This is a genomic window from Ensifer adhaerens, from assembly GCF_002940685.1.
GTDB lineage: Bacteria > Pseudomonadota > Alphaproteobacteria > Rhizobiales > Rhizobiaceae > Ensifer > Ensifer adhaerens_E.
Window position 1 is genome coordinate 278,224 of the sequence record NZ_PNFP01000004.1, and the last position, 16,701, is coordinate 294,924.

Annotated in this window: 16 protein-coding genes and 1 riboswitch; of the genes, 6 read left to right on the forward strand and 10 right to left on the reverse strand. The window is 63.8% G+C overall.

The window, feature by feature from the left end:
• Nucleotides 1-19 precede the first annotated feature (19 nt).
• Entirely contained in the window at nt 20-196 is a 177-nt protein-coding gene (locus C1A35_RS35870) for a hypothetical protein (RefSeq protein WP_158665033.1), read from the reverse strand.
• A gap of 154 nt (nt 197-350) precedes the next feature.
• Between C1A35_RS35870 and C1A35_RS09910 the strand changes: the two genes are divergently transcribed.
• On the forward strand, nt 351-623 hold the full coding sequence (locus C1A35_RS09910; RefSeq protein WP_104664152.1) for a BON domain-containing protein: 273 nt from the start codon (nt 351-353) through the stop codon (nt 621-623).
• 6 nt (nt 624-629) lie between these two features.
• On the opposite strand, the gene C1A35_RS09915 is transcribed toward C1A35_RS09910, so the two are convergent.
• The 4 genes from C1A35_RS09915 to C1A35_RS09930 form a co-directional block, all read right to left on the reverse strand.
• Nucleotides 630-1,244 (reverse strand): ABC-type transport auxiliary lipoprotein family protein, encoded by a 615-nt coding sequence (locus C1A35_RS09915; RefSeq protein WP_104664153.1) that lies wholly within the window; start codon nt 1,242-1,244, stop codon nt 630-632.
• An 86-nt stretch (nt 1,245-1,330) separates the two neighbouring features.
• Entirely contained in the window at nt 1,331-2,701 is a 1,371-nt protein-coding gene (locus tag C1A35_RS09920) for an MlaD family protein (protein WP_104664154.1), read from the reverse strand.
• 82 nt (nt 2,702-2,783) lie between these two features.
• Nucleotides 2,784-3,593: an ABC transporter ATP-binding protein gene (locus C1A35_RS09925; RefSeq protein WP_104664155.1), complete on the reverse strand. Its 810-nt coding sequence runs from the start codon at nt 3,591-3,593 to the stop codon at nt 2,784-2,786.
• A 13-nt stretch (nt 3,594-3,606) separates the two neighbouring features.
• Nucleotides 3,607-4,734 carry an ABC transporter permease gene (locus C1A35_RS09930; RefSeq protein WP_440271518.1) on the reverse strand — a complete coding sequence of 376 codons (1,128 nt, stop codon included), beginning with the start codon at nt 4,732-4,734 and terminating at the stop codon, nt 3,607-3,609.
• A 260-nt stretch (nt 4,735-4,994) separates the two neighbouring features.
• On the opposite strand from C1A35_RS09930, the gene dgcA reads away from it, so the two are divergent.
• Nucleotides 4,995-5,978 (forward strand): N-acetyl-D-Glu racemase DgcA, encoded by a 984-nt coding sequence (gene dgcA / locus C1A35_RS09935; protein WP_104664157.1) that lies wholly within the window; start codon nt 4,995-4,997, stop codon nt 5,976-5,978.
• On the opposite strand, the gene C1A35_RS09940 is transcribed toward dgcA, so the two are convergent.
• Nucleotides 5,930-7,150, reverse strand: a complete 1,221-nt coding sequence (locus C1A35_RS09940; protein WP_104664158.1) for an MFS transporter — start codon at nt 7,148-7,150, stop codon at nt 5,930-5,932. The two genes, dgcA and C1A35_RS09940, sit on opposite strands and share 49 nt — an antisense overlap.
• 97 nt (nt 7,151-7,247) lie before the next feature.
• Nucleotides 7,248-8,087 (reverse strand): UDP-2,3-diacylglucosamine diphosphatase, encoded by an 840-nt coding sequence (locus C1A35_RS09945; RefSeq protein WP_104664159.1) that lies wholly within the window; start codon nt 8,085-8,087, stop codon nt 7,248-7,250.
• A gap of 173 nt (nt 8,088-8,260) precedes the next feature.
• Here C1A35_RS09945 and C1A35_RS09950 point away from each other — a divergent pair, with 173 nt between their 5' ends.
• From C1A35_RS09950 to C1A35_RS09965, 4 genes are all read left to right on the forward strand, one after another.
• Entirely contained in the window at nt 8,261-10,573 is a 2,313-nt protein-coding gene (locus tag C1A35_RS09950) for an NADP-dependent malic enzyme (protein ID WP_104664371.1), read from the forward strand.
• A 270-nt stretch (nt 10,574-10,843) separates the two neighbouring features.
• On the forward strand, nt 10,844-11,581 hold the full coding sequence (locus C1A35_RS09955) for a helix-turn-helix transcriptional regulator (RefSeq protein ID WP_104664160.1): 738 nt from the start codon (nt 10,844-10,846) through the stop codon (nt 11,579-11,581).
• Between the two features lie 140 nt (nt 11,582-11,721).
• Complete coding sequence (locus C1A35_RS09960; protein WP_104664161.1) at nt 11,722-12,366, forward strand: acyl-homoserine-lactone synthase; 645 nt, start codon at nt 11,722-11,724, stop codon at nt 12,364-12,366.
• Between the two features lie 154 nt (nt 12,367-12,520).
• A complete protein-coding gene (locus tag C1A35_RS09965; RefSeq protein WP_234822843.1) occupies nt 12,521-13,600 on the forward strand; it encodes a DUF2865 domain-containing protein in 1,080 nt (359 codons plus the stop codon).
• 13 nt (nt 13,601-13,613) lie between these two features.
• On the opposite strand, the gene bluB is transcribed toward C1A35_RS09965, so the two are convergent.
• From bluB to C1A35_RS09980, 3 genes are all read right to left on the reverse strand, one after another.
• Nucleotides 13,614-14,306, reverse strand: coding sequence for a 5,6-dimethylbenzimidazole synthase (gene bluB / locus C1A35_RS09970; RefSeq protein ID WP_104664162.1), 693 nt, complete (start codon nt 14,304-14,306; stop codon nt 13,614-13,616).
• 46 nt (nt 14,307-14,352) lie between these two features.
• A riboswitch (cobalamin riboswitch) is annotated at nt 14,353-14,562 on the reverse strand.
• A 28-nt stretch (nt 14,563-14,590) separates the two neighbouring features.
• Nucleotides 14,591-15,403, reverse strand: coding sequence for an SDR family oxidoreductase (locus tag C1A35_RS09975; protein ID WP_104664163.1), 813 nt, complete (start codon nt 15,401-15,403; stop codon nt 14,591-14,593).
• A gap of 89 nt (nt 15,404-15,492) precedes the next feature.
• Nucleotides 15,493-16,686, reverse strand: coding sequence for a phytanoyl-CoA dioxygenase family protein (locus tag C1A35_RS09980; RefSeq protein WP_104664164.1), 1,194 nt, complete (start codon nt 16,684-16,686; stop codon nt 15,493-15,495).
• Between the last annotated feature and the right edge of the window lie 15 nt (nt 16,687-16,701).

Consider the following 16,701-nt stretch of genomic DNA (forward strand, 5'->3'; position numbering starts at 1 on the left):
AGACCGAAGATGCCGGACCTCAATTGCAAACGCGCACCCTCTTGAGCACAACCCTGCCGTAGGCGCCGTAGGTCTTCGCAGTCTTGACGACGCAACCCGGCTTGCAGCCGTAACTGTAGTCTGCAGCCTTTGCCGGCATGGCGAAGGCAAGTGTAATGGTCATCGCCAGAGCCGTGGCGAAGCAAGAACGGCGCATTTTTATGTATCCCCGTATGATCTGACTGCGACGGAGCCGCCCGTCGCGTGAAACGAGCCATCGCACGGATCGGCCACATCCCGCTGTTTCGAATGAAACAGGCGAACAAAGCACGCGATCAGGCGTTTCACCTTCGTCGAGCGAGGTGAAAACGATGATCTTCAAGAAGCGGACATTTTACGGCGACGAGCCGGAGCGGCAGGCCGCGGAGCACCCGGCCGAACTGGAGCGCCGCGTCGCCCATCTCCTGGCGGTCACGCCCGGCCTCGATGCCGCCGATGTCACCGTGACCGGCAAAGGCAACACGATCCTGCTTGCCGGCTTCGTGGCGACGGCAGCCGAAGCCTCCCGCGCCGAGGCGGCGGCAAGGACCGTCCAAGGCGTCGCGGAAGTGATCAACCGGATCGAGACGGTCGTTGCAAGATGAGCGTCGTCAGATCGAGCCGAGCGTCCAGCTGACGATTTCCGCGGAAACATTGGCAAAGGCCTGGTCCATCGCCTTGATGAAGGCCGGGTTGCCCGTGCCCCTCACGCCAGCCGTCGCGCGAAATGCCTTTTGCGCCAACACCGTGCCGTTACGGTCGTTGAGGATCTTGGCAAAGATTTCGACGACGGCCGTATCGGCACCTTCCGTCGAGATCTCGAAGGCGCGGATTTCCGTGATGATCTGATAGTCGATCGCCAGGCCCTGGCCGGGCTTGCCGACGCCGCCGATCTTGCCCGTATCCTCGAAGGCCTGGACGAGCTTCGCCTGTACCAGCTTCGGCAGGCGGTCGCTCCACTGAGCCTTCGAGAGATATTGCAGTTCCGCGCCGGAGAGGCGGATGACGACCTGATCGCTGTCGAGCGCCTTCAGCGCCGTCGGCTCGGGCACGAGGATCTGCTTGCCGGTCGATGCGCGGCCCTCGACGGCCGGCCTTGCCGAAAGACTGTACGTGTCATTGACCGCTTTGGTACCGCAGCCGGCAAGCCCTGCTGCCAGCATGATAATCAGGGCGGAGCGCCACGCTCCCGTCACTCGCACGCCCACCAGCCCTGGAAAACTCATACTGCCGTTACCTTTGTCCCACACAACCTGGGCGCATTCCTGATCGAAACACACCGCCCGGCCCCACGCCGGCTGTGCCCACCGACTCAGCGTCGGGTGCGGCCATCATATTGCTTTACCGTCTCGCCGCCAAAGAGGAGGCGCTGCGGATCCTTGTCGAATGTGGAGATGGTGTTCTCCAGGCTCTGCACCGTGCGGCGCGTATCGGTGACGAGCGCCTCGACGTCGCGCAGCCCCGAGCCCGAGAAGCGCTTGAGGTTCTCCGCGATCGGGCCGATCTGCGCATTGAGATTGTCCGCCATCTTGCGGAACGAGGCGAGCGTCGCGCGGGCATCGGCCGAAAGCGACGGCGCGTCCGCATCGCCGAGGAAACCGTCGACCTTGACGAGAATGCTGTCGACCCGGTTGGCCGAAGCGTTCAGCTTGCTCGCCAGCTGCGTCACATCGGTGATCGTGCGGTCGATGTCCTGCTGGCGCGCCGTGATCTTGTCGGCGAACTGCGAGATGTTGGCCACCGTCTTGCGGGCGTCGGCAGTCGCAGCGGTGATGTCGTTGACGACGAGCTCGACCTTCTGCTTGTCGACCGACGCCACCAGCGTATCGACCCGCTCCAGCGTCTTCTGGGCGTTCTTGCCGAACTGCTCGTAGGTTTCGACCGTCCGCCGGAAGGCGGCGATGGTTTCGGAAACGCCGCCCGAGGCCGCCTTCAGGTCGTTGCTGATCTGCTCGACGTTCGAGACGATCTGATCGATCTTCTTCGGATCCACCGACTTCACGAGGGTCTCGGCGGTCTCCAGCGTCGAATCGAGCTTCTTCGATGCCGCACTGACCGAACCGGAGAGTTCCGTCACGCTCTTCAGGAAATCGTCGATCGCGCCGGAATTGTTCGCAAGCGCCTTGGAGAACGTCTCTGCATTGCCGATCGTCTTCGTCAGCGGACCGCGCACGTCGGTGACGAAGCCCTGGATGTCGGTAATGGCGCTGTTGGCGCGATCCATGATCTGGTCGGCCGTGGCGAGCAGGCTGGTGACGCTCGACTGGTCCGCAAGGATCCGCGCCTGCGTGCCCTTCTCGATCGCGGTCTTCAGGATGTTTTCGTCGCCCTTGTGGCCACCGCTGAGCTCGATATAGGCAGCACCCGTCAGGCCCTGCACTTCCAGCGTCGCCTTGGTCGACTTCAGCACCGGCGCATCGACCGAAACCTCGGTCAGCGCGATCGAATAACGCGGATCGTTGGCATCGATCGCAAGGTTGCGAACCGTGCCGACGGGAATGCCGTTGAAGCGCACCGGAGAGCCGACGGAAAGGCCGTTGGCGGACCCCGGAATGTTGACCACCAGCTCGACCATCTCGCCGCTTCGGCCATACTGCGACATCCAGTAGACGAAGCCGAATGCGGCCGCGACCACGAACACCGTGAAGAAACCGACAATGGCGTAGTTCGCTTTCGTTTCCATTCCTACCGACTACCTTCGTGGCCGCTTCACCGGCTCTTCCTCCGATCTGGACGCCTGGGCATCGAGATCGCCTTCTCAAAACTCATTGATCGTTTCTGACGATCGAACGTGCCCGCTTGCCACGGAAATAGGACTGCACCCAGGGATCGTCGCAGGCCAGCATGTCTTCCACCGTACCCTCGACCAGAACCCTCTTCTTGCCGAGAACCGCGATGCGGTCGCAGACGGAAAAAAGGCTGTCGAGGTCGTGAGTCACCATATACACGGTCAATCCAAGCGTGTCGCGCAGCTTGGCGATCAACTCGTCGAACTCCGCAGCCCCGATCGGATCGAGCCCGGAGGTCGGTTCGTCCAGGAAAACGAGGTCCGGATCGAGCGCCAGCGCCCGGGCGAGTGCGGCGCGCTTGATCATGCCGCCCGAGAGTTCCGACGGGTACTTTTCCGCCGCCTCCGGCGCCAGGCCGACCAGCTCGATCTTCACCCGTGCCAGCTCGTCCATCAGGCTCTGCGGCAGGTCGAGATATTCGCGCATGGGCACCTGGATGTTCTCGCGCACCGTCAGCGCCGAGAAGAGCGCGCCGTGCTGGAAGAGAACGCCGAGACGCATGTCGAGCGCGATGCGCTCGCCCTCAGTGATCTTGTCGTAGTCCGCACCGAGAATTTCGATCTTGCCGGAGCGCTTCGCCAGCAATCTCAGAACCGTGCGCATCAGCACCGACTTGCCAGTGCCCGACGCGCCGACGAAGCCGAGGATTTCGCCGCGATAGATCTCGAGGTTCAACTTGTCGAGCACGATGTTGGACCCGAATCCGACAGTCAGGTCGCGAACGGAAAGCACCGACTCCCGCCCGTTCGCCTCAGTTTCCTCATGCCTTCTTTCGACCGGGTTCACGCTGTTCTCCGCATCAGAAGTTAATCGCCGCGTAGAACATGGCAAAGAGACCGTCGATCAGGATCACGACGAAGATCGACTTGACCACGGAAGACGTCACATGGCGGCCGAGCGATTCCGCGCTGCCGCCAACTTTCAGGCCCTCGACGGCCGCCACGACGCCGATGATCAGCGCCATGAACGGCGCCTTGATCATACCGGCGGCCACCGACGAAAAATCGATGGCTTCCTGCAACCGGGCAAGGAAGGTCGGGATGGTGATGCCGGAATAGCCCCAGGCGACGAGCGCCGCACCGACGAGGGCCGCAAAGTTCGCGATGATCGTCAGAAGCGGCAGCGCGACGGTCAGCGCCACCAGCCGCGGGAAGACGAGAACGCCGACCGGGCTCAGCCCCATCACCTTCAGCGCATCCACCTCTTCGCGCATCTTCATCGAGCCGATTTCGGCCGTGATCGCGCTGCCGGACCGGCCGGCGATCATGATCGCCGTCAGGAGCACGCCGATTTCACGCAGTTGCAGGATGCCGACGAGATCGACGACGAAGACTTCGGCACCGAAGTAGCGCAACTGGAACGCGCCCTGCTGCGCGATGATGGCGCCGATCAGGAACGACATCAGCGTGATGATCGGCACCGCCATCACGCCCATGCGGTCGATCTGGTGAACGATTGCCGCCGGCGAGACGCCGCTGTGCCGTCCGAGCTTCAGCTGCGCGCCGCGCACGGCCGACCCCAGAATGTACATCGCCGCGACGATATCTTCCCACGTCGCCGCCATCACTTCGCCGACCGGGGCGAAGATGCGCTGGAACAGCGACAGCCGCTCGCCGCTCTTTTCCGGCGAACGCAGTTCCGCCGGCAGGGCGTCGATCAGTTCGACATAACGCTGCCCGCCCTCGGCAAAATGCACATCGTCACGCGACGGGCCGGCGACGCGGGTCATGAAGCGGCGGATGATCCAGGCGCCAGCGGTATCCATGGCCGTCACGCCGGACAGATCGAACCGGGCGACACCGTCACCCTTGCGCGGAAGGCCGTCGAGCTTTGCAGCCATGGCTTCGGCCGTCTCGTGCCGCCACGCGCCGGTGAAGACATAGCTTCGCCCGCTGCCACTTTCGGCCAGCGCGACATCGGCGGTCATCTTGCGGGCGGCTTGCGACACGTGTCTTCTGTTATCCCGATTTGCCTCTGCACAACGCCTGCAATCTCAACTGATTTGAGGACAAAATTATGCAGCAGACCTAAAGTGTTATCGCGACCGTTGGGTGTCCGAGCGGACGCAACGACGGTGTAAAGATTCGTAAATCCTTACACCGTCATAACGGCTCGCACCTTTGCTGTCACCCGAACGTTACGGCACCATGACGCCGGGCCACCAGATTACCTGCCGGAGACGCTTTCATGTCACTTACCCTCGACGCCGCCGTGGAACATTTCCCGATCGCGGGCACCTTTACGATCTCGCGCGGCTCCAAGACGACGGCAAGCGTCGTCACCTGCCGTATCGGCGACGGTGTCCATGTGGGCTCCGGCGAATGCGTTCCTTACGGCCGCTACGGCGAAACGATCGACACGGTGCTTGCTGAAATCGCAGCCGTCCGACCACGCATCGAGGCTGGCCTCAGCCGTGCCGACCTGCAGCGCGAGATGAAACCGGGTGCAGCCCGAAACGCCGTCGATTGCGCCCTGTGGGACCTGGAGGCAAAGAAGAAAAACCAACCGGCCCATATTCTTGCCGGAATTTCTTCACCCGAAGCATTGACCACGGCCTATACGCTTTCGCTCGCAGAGCCCGATGTGATGCGCGAACAGGCGGCGAAATATGCCCACCGTGCACTGCTCAAGATCAAGGTCGGCACACCGGACGACGCGGCGCGCATCCGTGCCGTCAGAGCCGGCGCACCGGACAGCCGCATCATCCTCGACGCCAACGAAGGCTGGACGCCCGAAACACTTGCCTATCACTTCGCGATCTGCGCGGAGGAACGGATCGACCTGATCGAGCAGCCGCTGCCGGCCGGCCGCGACGAGGCGCTGGCGACGATTGCCCGCCCCGTCCCCATTTGTGCGGATGAAAGCGTGCACGCGACCAAGGACCTCGTTGCTCTCGTCGGCCGCTACGATGCGGTCAACATCAAGCTCGACAAGACCGGCGGCCTCACCGAGGCGCTGCGCATGCGCAACGAGGCCGTATCACTCGGACTGAAGGTCATGGTCGGCTGCATGGTCGGCAGCTCACTGGCGATGGCGCCGGCGATCCTGGTTGCCCAAGGGGCGGATTTCGTCGATCTCGACGGCCCCTTGCTGCTGGCGCAGGATCGCGAGCCGGGCCTGCGCTACGAAGCCTCGCTCGTCTTTCCGCCGGAACCGCGTCTCTGGGGCTGAAGATACCAGGCACTGACCGCGAAGCAGCAGCCGGCGAAGGCGACGACCGACATCGAATAGAAGCCGTTCACCCCGTACCAGGCATAAAAATAGCCCGACAGGAAGGTGAAGATCGCGGTGAAGATGCCGGTGTAGAAGAAATAGAGTCCCTGGGCCGACGCCTCCTGGGATTCCACCACCCGCTCGACGAGCTTGTGCTGCATGCCGGTGTGCATGATCGCATAGGTGAAGGCGTGGAAGCACTGCAGGATGAAGTAGCCGCCGAAGCCGAGATCCATCGGGAAGATGATCCAGCGCACCACCGCCAGGAAACACCCTGACAAAATCATCACCCAGACGCTGAAGCGGCGGCTGATCGCCTTGGCGAAGATGAACATCGTCACTTCCGCCGCCACGCCCGCGCTCCAGAGCAGGCCGATCTCGGTGCCGCTGTAGCCGATCTGCTGCCAGTATATTGCCGAGAAGGCGAAGAGCATCGCGTGGCTGGCATTGACCAGCGTCACGCCGATCAGAAGCAGTTGCAGGTCGAGCTGCCGGAGCGACTTCGGCGGCGGCTCGGTGAGCGCGGTGATCGGCGACGGCCGCCGCGGCTTGCCGACGCGCGGCGCCCCGTAGGCCATGGCGATGGTCAGGCCGAAACCGACGGCCATCGCCGGCAACACCATGTCGCTGCCGAAAATGCCGACCATCCAGCCGCCGAGCATGGTCGCGCCGATGAAGGCGACCGAACCCCAAAGCCGCATATGGGCATAGTCGAAGCCCCAGCGTCGCACGCCGGAGAGCGCGATCGCCTCGACGATCGGCACATAGGGCGAATAGACCGCCGACTGCAGCGTATAGATGACCAGCACCGGCCAGAAGTCGCGGAAGTAGAACAGCACCAAAGCGGTGCCAAGTGACAGGAAACCGGACCAGATCAGGACGATCGCCCGCTCGCCGAGCCGGTCGGCAATAACGCCGGCGATCGGCGCGGTGATGACGCGCACGAACATCGGCAGCGCCAGAACCACGCCGATCTCGAAGTCGGTCATCGACAGCGTGTGGAGCCACATCGGAAAATACGGCATCGCAAAGCCGTTGACGATCAGCGGCGCACAGAAGAGCAAAGCAATGCGAAGCGCAAAATGGCGCGGCGGAGGGCCCACATAGGCGGGCGCTTGGGAGGGAATCATCGTCTGACCTGATGGCTGTGCCCGATCTCTAGCACGAGCCGGGCGCCCCTCGCCATAACCTAGTTTTCGCGACACGACTTTCGGTGCGGCGCGAAGCTCACGCCGCGCGCTGGGTCAGAAGTTGGGCGAGCAGCTTGTCGGCTTCGGCCGAAGCTTCGCCTTCGCTGGCGCCGCCGCGCATCCGGTGCCAGGTGATGAGCTCCATCGTGCCGTCGTGGTGCTCGGCAATCGCCGTGCAGCTTTCCACCCAGTCACCGGTGTTGATGTAACGGATGTCGCCGATCTCCTCGATGACAGCGTGATGGATGTGGCCGCAGATCACGCCCTGCGCATCGTGGCGGCGCGCCTCCTCGGCAACCACCTTCTGGAACTCGCCGATGAAGTTGACGGCGTGCTTGACCTGGAGCTTTGCCCAGGACGAGAACGACCAGTAGGGCATGCCGAGACGCCGGCGGATTGCGGCGAGACCGATATTGATGGCGATCGCCGTGTCATAGGCCCAGTCGCCGAGATAGGCGAGCACGCGGGCATTGCGCACGACCACGTCGAATTCATCACCATGCAGCACCAGATACTTCCGGCCGTCGGCCCCCTCGTGCATGTAGCGCTGCGCCACCTCGATGCCGCCGAAATGTACGCCGGGAAAGTCGCGCAGGAACTCGTCGTGATTGCCGGGGATGTAGACGATGCGGGTGCCCTTGCGCGCCTTGCGCAGGAGCTTCTGCACCACGTTGTTGCAGTTCTGCGGCCAGTACCAGCTCCGCTTCAGCCGCCATCCGTCGACGATATCGCCGACGAGCACGATCGTCTCCGCTTCATGATGCCGCAGGAAATCAAGCAGATAGTCGGTCTTGGCGGCTTTCGAGCCGAGATGGACGTCGGAGATGAACAACGTCCTGAGCTTTCGTACGGAGTTGTCTTGCTGCGCCGCCATCATGCCAGCCTCGTCTTAAGGTTACGCTTTCTGCCCTCGTGAGAACCAGACTCGTGTTTCAGGAAGATGACATCAGCATTGCGTCGCCGGTCCGCCCGCTGAATTCAGCGCTGCAAACTGTACCTTGCTTCGAATTCATGCCAAAAGGCACGACCACGAATGAGGAATGTGAGAGCATGAATACGGGCGACAAGACGAAATCCCATACCGGTCCGGCCAGCGGCGACATCGACCAGCAGGCCCTTTTCTTCCACCGTTATCCGCGCCCGGGTAAGCTCGAAATCCAGCCCACCAAGCCGCTCGGCAACCAGCGCGACCTGGCGCTCGCCTATTCTCCGGGTGTTGCCGCCCCTTGCATCGCCATCCGTGACAACCCGGAGCAGGCTGCCGATTTCACCGCCCGCGCCAACCTGGTCGCGGTGATCTCCAATGGCACGGCCGTGCTCGGTCTCGGCAACATCGGCCCGCTGGCGTCAAAGCCTGTCATGGAAGGCAAGGCCGTCCTGTTCAAGAAATTCGCCGGCATCGACGTCTTCGACATCGAGATCGATGCGTCGAGCATCGATCGCATGGTCGACGTGATCTCGGCGTTGGAGCCGACCTTCGGCGGCATCAACCTCGAAGACATCAAGGCACCGGAATGCTTTGAAGTCGAACGTCGCCTGCGCGAGAAGATGCAGATCCCGGTCTTCCACGACGACCAGCATGGAACCGCCATCATCGTCGCCGCCGCGATCCTCAACGGCCTCGAACTCGCCGGCAAGGACATCGCCAAGGCGAAGATCGTCACCTCGGGTGCGGGTGCGGCCGCTCTTGCCTGCCTCAACCTGCTCGTGACGCTCGGTGCCAAGATCGAGAACATCTGGGTCCACGACCTCGAAGGCCTGGTCTACAAGGGCCGCGAGGTGCTGATGGACGAGTGGAAGTCCGTCTACGCCCAGGATAGCAGCAACCGCGTTCTCGCCGACAGCATCGGCGGCGCCGATGTCTTCCTCGGCCTTTCTGCCGCCGGCGTGCTGAAGCCCGAACTGCTGGTGCAGATGGCGGAAAAGCCGCTGATCATGGCGCTTGCCAACCCGACGCCGGAAATCATGCCGGAGGCCGCCCGCGCTGCCCGTCCCGACGCGATGATCTGCACCGGCCGCTCGGATTTCCCCAACCAGGTCAACAACGTCCTCTGCTTCCCGCATATCTTCCGCGGCGCGCTCGATTGCGGCGCAAGCACGATCAACGAAGAAATGAAGATGGCCGCGGTGCGCGCCATCGCCGGCCTTGCCCGCGAGGAGCCGTCCGATGTCGCCGCCCGCGCCTATTCCGGCGAGACCCCGGTCTTCGGCCCCGACTATCTGATCCCCTCGCCCTTCGATCAGCGCCTGATCCTCCGGATCGCGCCGGCGGTTGCCAAGGCTGCGGAGGAGAGCGGCGTCGCCACCCGTCCGATCCAGGACTATGACGCCTATCTCGACAAGCTGAACCGCTTCGTCTTCCGCTCGGGCTTCATCATGAAGCCGGTCTTTGCCGCCGCCAAGAACGCCCAGAAGAACCGGGTCATCTTTGCCGAAGGCGAAGACGAGCGCGTGCTGCGGGCGGCCCAGGTGCTGCTAGAAGAAGGCACGGCCCGCCCGATCCTGATCGGCCGTCCCCAGATCATCGAGACGCGCCTGCGTCGCTATGGCCTGCGCATCCGTCCCGATGTCGATTTCGAGGTGGTGAACCCCGAAGGCGACCCGCGCTACCGCGACTATGTCGAGGACTATTTCGCCCTCGTCGGCCGTCTCGGCGTCATCCCGGAAGCCGCCCGCACCATCGTGCGCACCAACACGACCGTCATCGGCGCGCTCTCGGTCAAGCGCGGCGAAGCGGATGCGCTGATCTGCGGCGTCGAAGGCCGCTACAGCAAGCACCTGCGCGACGTGTCGCAGATCATCGGCAAGCGCGACGGCGTGCTCGATTTCTCGGCGCTCAGCCTGCTGATCTCGCAGCGCGGAGCCACCTTCTTCACCGATACCTATGTGAGCTACTGCCCGAGCGCGGAAGAGATCGCGCAGACGACGGTCATGGCGGCGCAGGAAATCCGCCGGTTCGGCATCACGCCGCGTGCCGCCCTCGTGTCGCATTCCAACTTCGGTTCGCGTGATTCGGAAAGTGCCACCAAGATGCGCAAGGCCCTGCAGCTCGTGCGGGAACTGGCGCCCGACCTCGAGGTCGACGGCGAAATGCACGGCGACGCGGCGATCTCGGAAGCGCTGCGTCAACGCGTCATGCCCGACAGCAGCCTGACGGGCGAAGCCAACCTGCTGGTCTTCCCCAATCTCGATGCCGCCAACATCACGCTCGGCGTCGTCAAGACCATGACCGACAGCCTGCATGTCGGTCCGATCCTGCTCGGCTCGGCGCTGCCGGCACATATCCTGTCGCCGTCGGTCACCTCGCGCGGCGTCGTCAACATGGCGGCCCTTGCGGTCGTCGAAGCCAGCCATCCGGGCTGAGATGGAGACGCGGAGATCGCTACCGATCTTCGCCGACTTCGGGCGCCACGCCGGCGCCGGCAAAACCGTATCCGGGTGTCGCGCCTGCTTCAGGCGCGGCATCGCTCGCCCATCGGATTGCCCGCGGTTGGGCGCCCCTCACGCAGCCGCCCGGCAATCACAATCAAGACGCGCACAATTGGTATTATACACTAAACAGGAAAGTTTGCGCTGGACAAAAGGTGAACCTCTAACCATGCTGGGACCTCGGACGAGATTCGGTGTTGTGGCATGACTGAGCAGCAGGCTGTCCTCGACATGCTGGAAATCCTGGAATGCGGCGGCTGCGTCGAGCCCGCTCATTTCTTTACCCTGATGCGTCGTACTTTTCGCATCGCCCACCTGCTTTACCTCGAGGCCGAACCCTACGCCGACGAACTCAAGGTCTGCCGGCTGCATCACACTTTCGGTGCCTATGCCGCCGAGATCTACCGCGCGCGCGGCCTTCACCGCATCGATCCGATCCTGAAACTGGCGCTTGGCGGCGTGCGGCCGGTGGAATGGACGATGGCGCGGCATCGCTTCCCCGAATGCGAACCGCTGTTCCAAGCGGCCCAGGAAATTGGCATTTCGACCGAGGGTGTCGCCCTGCCGCTGCCGTCGCCGGCCGGCCGCATGGCGCTTCTGGCGATCAACGTCAACATGTCGGCGGGCGAGTGGACAACCTATAGGCGGCATCACCTGCGCGATTTCCAGCTGGCCGCCAATCTCTTCCACGCCGCGATGCTGGAGCATGGCGCCATGGCCGGCAGCATTTCGACCCGCGACATGCGGCTCACCGGCCGCGAAACCGAAGTCCTGACCTGGGCTGCCGCCGGCAAGAGCTATTGGGAAATCGCCACGATCCTCGGCATTTCCGAGCGTACCGTGCGTTTCTTCATGACCAATGCGCGACGCAAGCTGAACGTCGTTTCCAACACCCAGGCCGTGGCACAGGCCGTGCGGCACGCGCTGATCCCCTCCGTTTGACACCCGACAAGACACCTCCACCGAAACCCCTCGAAATCTAGTGGCAAATATCGCGCATTTGAACTGTCGCTACTGACAGTTACGCAACCGCCGCGAGCCTGACAGCATCGCCCCATCCCCAAACTCGGATGGAGAAATCGATGATCAGGATCCTGAACGGAAAGACCCGCGCACAACACCCGGCGGCCGTCGACGACATGTTCCGGTTGCGCAAGCGCGTCTTCCACGACTTCCTGAAATGGGACGTCAAGACCGAAGGCGAATGGGAGATCGACAATTACGATCAGGCCAACCCGCTCTACGTCCTGTCCTATGCGCCCGACACCGGCCGGCTGCGCGGCGCCCTGCGGCTCCTGCCGACGCTTGGCCCCAACATGCTGGACGATACCTTCCCGATCCTGCTCGGCGACAATCCGGAAATCCGCAGCGCTTCCGTCTGGGAATCCAGCCGCTTCTGCATCGAGCCGGAGATTTCGCAGGACCGCGCGTCCAATCAGGTGACGGTCGCGGCGGCCGAACTGATGTGCGGCGTCGGCGAACTGGGTCTCGCCTCCGGCATCAGCCACATCGTCACGGTAACGGACGTGTTCCTCGAGCGCATGTTCCGGCGCATGGGATGCCCCGGCGAACGCATCGCCGAACCGCATCGCATTGGCTCGGTCTTTGCCGTCGCCGTCGCCTGGGAAGTGACCCCGGATCTGCTTTCGCGGATGAAGGCGGTCGCCGCCATCGAAGGGACCGTGCTTGAACGTCCGATGTCGCTGGAAACCGCGCGCGCCGCCTGAGTGCGTCAGTCGATCGGCGCTGTTAACGCAAACCGTCGCTTGTCGTTGCACGATCATCGGCAAGCTCTATGATGGAGGGCGAAACAGGAATGCCGCTGGCAGCCGCCCGGAGAAGGTTGGCGCCGACCTGGCAACAGGAAGAGACTTTCGCCCCGTGTTCACGCGCCTGAAACACGTCGCTGCGGCCCTTGTGCCATTGGTTCTGATCGGTGCCGGTCCGTCACTGGCATCGACGACCTGCGACCGCCTGAACGCCCGCCTCGCGCAACTGCCCGATTACGTCGCCAGCAATGCCGATGCGCGAGATTACGCGAGCGCCATCTCGCGCCAGAACATCGAACTGCGGCGGGCGAAGAACGACCGCCGCCGCGCCGGTTGCGGTGGCGGCAACGCCCCCGTCTTCGACGGCGGCGACGCCGACACTTGCGGCGGGCTGAACAGCCTCATCGCCGAGATGGAAGACAATCTGCGCATGCTGAAATCCGAGCGCGAGCAGATCGTCGCCGGCGGCAGCGACGACAGCCGTCGCCGCATCCTCGCCGCGCTCGAGATCAACGGCTGCTATGGCGACCGCGAGGAATTCGCGAGCGTCGAACCGGACGTGCCGGAAAGCCACCGCAACATCATTGCCGACCTGCCGCCCGAAGACGCCTACGGCCCGATGCTCGGACACGGCGAAGACGGTTACGCGCCGCAGGATCGCTACTACGCCGGCACGCTGCGCACCATGTGCGTGCGCACCTGCGACGGCGCTTTCTTCCCGATCTCGTCCGACGCGACACCGGCAGACTTCCCGCGCGACGAACAGGCCTGCCGGGCGCGTTGCCCGGGTGCCGAGACCGAGCTTTATTTCCATGACCTCAACACGGAAGAGAGCGACAAGATGGTCTCGGCCGTGACCGGGCGCCCCTATACCGAAATGCCCAACGCCTTCGCCTATCGCACCCGCACCGTCGGCAAGCCCGGCCAGTGCGGCTGCCAGATACCGCAGACGGCCGCAACCACGCCGAAGGCAACCGGAACGAAGATCGGTGACGACCAGTCGTCCATCATCGTAATCGAGACCAAGAAGCCCGCCGATACCTCGACGGCCAAAGCGCCGGCCGAAGAACGCCCCTACGACCCCGAGAAGAACAGGGTGCGTGTCGTCGGCCCGACCTACTTGCCGCAGGAAGAAACCTCGATCGACCTCAAGCACCCGAAGGGACCGGCCTATCAACCGGTCCAGAACTGATCCCGTCGCGGCTTTACGCCTTTTCGCAGCGCCCCCAGCCTTCCGAAAAGACGAGTTCTTCCAGCGGCAGGCGCTGCCGCCAGCCCTTCACCGCCAGTTCCGGCTGCTGATAGAGGCGATCGACATAGCCGAGGCAGAGCCAGGCAACGATCTCGATATGGTCGGGAATCCCAAGAATCGCCTTGATCTCGGCCTCGTGGAAGATGCTGACCCAGCCGACGCCCACCCCTTCGGCCCGCGCCGCAAGCCAGAGGTTCTGCACCGCACAGACGGTGGAATAGACGTCCATCTGCGGATTGTGGGTGCGCCCGAGCACGACGGCGCCGCCGCGCGTGCGGTCGCAGGTAACGCAGATGCTGAGCGGCGCCTTGCGGATGCCTTCGAGCTTCAGCGCACGGTACTTGGCCTGTTGCTCCGCCTCGAACATCAGCGCGGCCTCGTCATTGGCGCGGCGAAACGCCTGCCAGACGCGTTCGCGCGTCTCTTCGGCCCGCACGAGCACGAAGTTCCAGGGCTGCATGAAGCCTACCGACGGCGCGCTGTGCGCGGCGGTCAGCAGGCGCCTGATCAGATCATCCGGCAACGGCTCGGGCAGGAATTCGTCGCGCACATCACGGCGTGTTTCGATGGCACGGTAGACGGCCTCCCGCTCGTCTTGCGAGAAGGCACCGGCAGCCGCAAGGCCACCCTTCGGTTCAGTCAGCATCGTTCGATCCCCAACAATGCGAAAACCTCCCGCCGTCCACGCGGGGTTCGGTCTATCTCGCCAGGCCGGTCTTCTGACTGCGGTTCAACCGGCCGCCCCGCCTTCCCAGATCGATTGAAGATCCAGTGGCAAAACCTTGAATCAAATCAAGGCACTTGGAGGCGACCGTCCCCGTCACAGCGTTGGGCACGTTCCGGAATGACACCGGATTCCCGATTCTCCCGCTCGCGCGGGCACCTGACGGCGCCATAAGGGCACAGCGCCGGCGGAAAGACAAGCGCAGCTCAGAGCGGCGCTACCGGGTGCGGCGAACCGTCATAGGCGCCCCAGACGGACTGGTCGAAGCAGATCATCGATCCGGTCATCAGGCCGGATTCAGCCGATGACAGGTAGGCGCAGGCCCGGGCCACCTCGGCCGGATCGACGAGCCGGCCGAACGGCTGGCTGGCAGCCGCCTTTTCGAGCCAGTCGGCAGACGCGCCGTGAAACTCGCGCTGGATCCGGTCCTCGCCTTCGGACGCCATCCAGCCGATGTTGAGCCCGTTGACGCGGATCCGGTTGCGCAGGAGCGCGTAAGCCGTGTTCTTGGTGAGTGTTTCCAGCGCCCCCTTCGACGAGCAATAGGCAGCAATGAACGGCTGGCCGGCCATCGCCGACATGGATCCGATGTTGACGATCGTGCCTTCGGTCTTCTCGCGCCGCATCACCTTCACCGTTTCCTGCATCAGGAAGAACGGTGCGCGCACATTGATCGCAAACATGCGGTCGAACAGTTCCGGTGTCGTGTCGAGGATCGTGCCGCGGTCGGTGATGGCGGCGGCATTCACCAGCGCATCGATCCGGCCGAATTCCTCATCGCAGGCGGCGACCACCTTGCGGGCGTCCTCCACCCTTTCGAGATCGGCCTCGACATAGATCACCTTCGCACCGCTCGCCTTGCCGATCTGCTCGGCCTTCGCCCGCCCCTTGGCGGCGTTGCGTCCGCAAATAACGATGCCTTCAGCACCCCGTTCGGCAAAGAGGCCGGCAATCGTTGCGCCCAGTCCCTGCGTGCCACCGGTGACGATGGCGATCTTGCCTTGCAATTGTGCGCTCATCGAATTCCTCCCTTGGAAATGATCGTTGGAAACGGCTTCGGCTCCCGGCCGAAACACGCCGGGAGCCTGTCGAATGCGAGGCTGAGCCGTCAGCTCAGCTTGCGCTTGGCCTGCGCCTCGAGCGCCGCGCGAAAATCCGCCTCGTCCGTTCCGGCCGCCAGAGCCTCGCGCATCAACTGCGCCTGCGTTTTCGGCGCCAGTCCGCCGAGCGGTGGATCGCGGTCGAGATTGGTCGGGAAGGAGTAGCCTTCGGCACAGGAGGCGATGGCATTGGACGCTTCCGCGTCCGTCAGCTTGCCGCCCGCCAGCAACGCCCGCAAGGCCGGGTAGAGCGTCGCGCTCATCGTCAGCCGATCGACCGTCTCCATCGCGCGCCCGAGGGCCGAGGACACCTGCAGCAGGTTGGCGACGCGGCGGATGTCGGCGGAACGATTGGTGCCGGCGGCATGGAAGAGCGCCGGATTGAAGAAGACGACATCGCCTTTTTCGAGCGGAAGCTGCACGTGATGTTCGTCGAAATAGGCGCGGAATTCCGGCCGGTTGAGCGCCAGATAGCCCGGCACGTAGGTTTGGCTATAGGGAAGGAACAGCGTCGGCCCGCTTTCGAGCGGCATGTCGCAATGGGCGACCGCCCCTTGCAGCGTCAGCACCGGCGAGAGTTTGTGCACGTGCGCCGGGTACTGCTCGATCACGGCGGCCGTCTGGAAGCCGAGATGGTAGTCCCTGTGCGCCGACTGCGCCGCGCCGCCCGGATTGACGCGGTTGACTTGCGCCGTCATCTGATAGTTCGGTCCGAGCCAGGCCTCGCTGACGAGCGCGATGACGGCGTTGCCATAATAGGCGGCGAAGTTCTCCGGTGCCTTCAGACAGTGCTTTTCCAGCGAGTTCCAGATGCGGTCGTTGGCGCCGGGCTTGGCGAAATGATCGCCGCCGCCGCTGTTGCTTAGATGCTGCTCCTCGATGATCGCGTCGAAGACGGCGCTGGCGGCATCGATCGGCGCCGTGTCGGCAAAGGCGCGCTTGAACACCGCCACGCCCGGCCCCGTTGCCAGCACCTCGCAGATTTCCGCCAGAACCGCCCGCCGCGTTTCGGGGCCGCCACAGGCCGCAAGCAGTTCGGCGCTGTCATAGATCAGGACGTTCTTTTCGCAGCCAGACGCATGGGGATAGTCGGCCAAGCTGGTCCGGCGCTCGACTTCCGCCCGGAACGCTTCGAGATCGCAGGCCTCCTCGGTCAGCCAGACGCGCTCGATCCGCTGGCGCGCCTTGTTGTCGGTCTTCATCCCGTTTCCTCCTCT

Coding starts and splice junctions, on each gene's coding strand:
- C1A35_RS09945 (WP_104664159.1), bottom strand. CDS start 8,087: ATGATGGCGGCGCAGCAAGACAACTCCGTACGAAAGCTCAGGACGTTG.
- C1A35_RS09930 (WP_440271518.1), bottom strand. CDS start 4,734: ATGACCGCCGATGTCGCGCTGGCCGAAAGTGGCAGCGGGCGAAGCTAT.
- C1A35_RS35870 (WP_158665033.1), bottom strand. CDS start 196: ATGCGCCGTTCTTGCTTCGCCACGGCTCTGGCGATGACCATTACACTT.
- C1A35_RS09950 (WP_104664371.1), top strand. CDS start 8,261: ATGAATACGGGCGACAAGACGAAATCCCATACCGGTCCGGCCAGCGGC.
- C1A35_RS09975 (WP_104664163.1), bottom strand. CDS start 15,403: ATGAGCGCACAATTGCAAGGCAAGATCGCCATCGTCACCGGTGGCACG.
- C1A35_RS09910 (WP_104664152.1), top strand. CDS start 351: ATGATCTTCAAGAAGCGGACATTTTACGGCGACGAGCCGGAGCGGCAG.
- C1A35_RS09940 (WP_104664158.1), bottom strand. CDS start 7,150: ATGATTCCCTCCCAAGCGCCCGCCTATGTGGGCCCTCCGCCGCGCCAT.
- bluB (WP_104664162.1), bottom strand. CDS start 14,306: ATGCTGACTGAACCGAAGGGTGGCCTTGCGGCTGCCGGTGCCTTCTCG.
- C1A35_RS09980 (WP_104664164.1), bottom strand. CDS start 16,686: ATGAAGACCGACAACAAGGCGCGCCAGCGGATCGAGCGCGTCTGGCTG.
- C1A35_RS09960 (WP_104664161.1), top strand. CDS start 11,722: ATGATCAGGATCCTGAACGGAAAGACCCGCGCACAACACCCGGCGGCC.
- C1A35_RS09920 (WP_104664154.1), bottom strand. CDS start 2,701: ATGGAAACGAAAGCGAACTACGCCATTGTCGGTTTCTTCACGGTGTTC.
- dgcA (WP_104664157.1), top strand. CDS start 4,995: ATGTCACTTACCCTCGACGCCGCCGTGGAACATTTCCCGATCGCGGGC.
- C1A35_RS09915 (WP_104664153.1), bottom strand. CDS start 1,244: ATGAGTTTTCCAGGGCTGGTGGGCGTGCGAGTGACGGGAGCGTGGCGC.
- C1A35_RS09955 (WP_104664160.1), top strand. CDS start 10,844: ATGACTGAGCAGCAGGCTGTCCTCGACATGCTGGAAATCCTGGAATGC.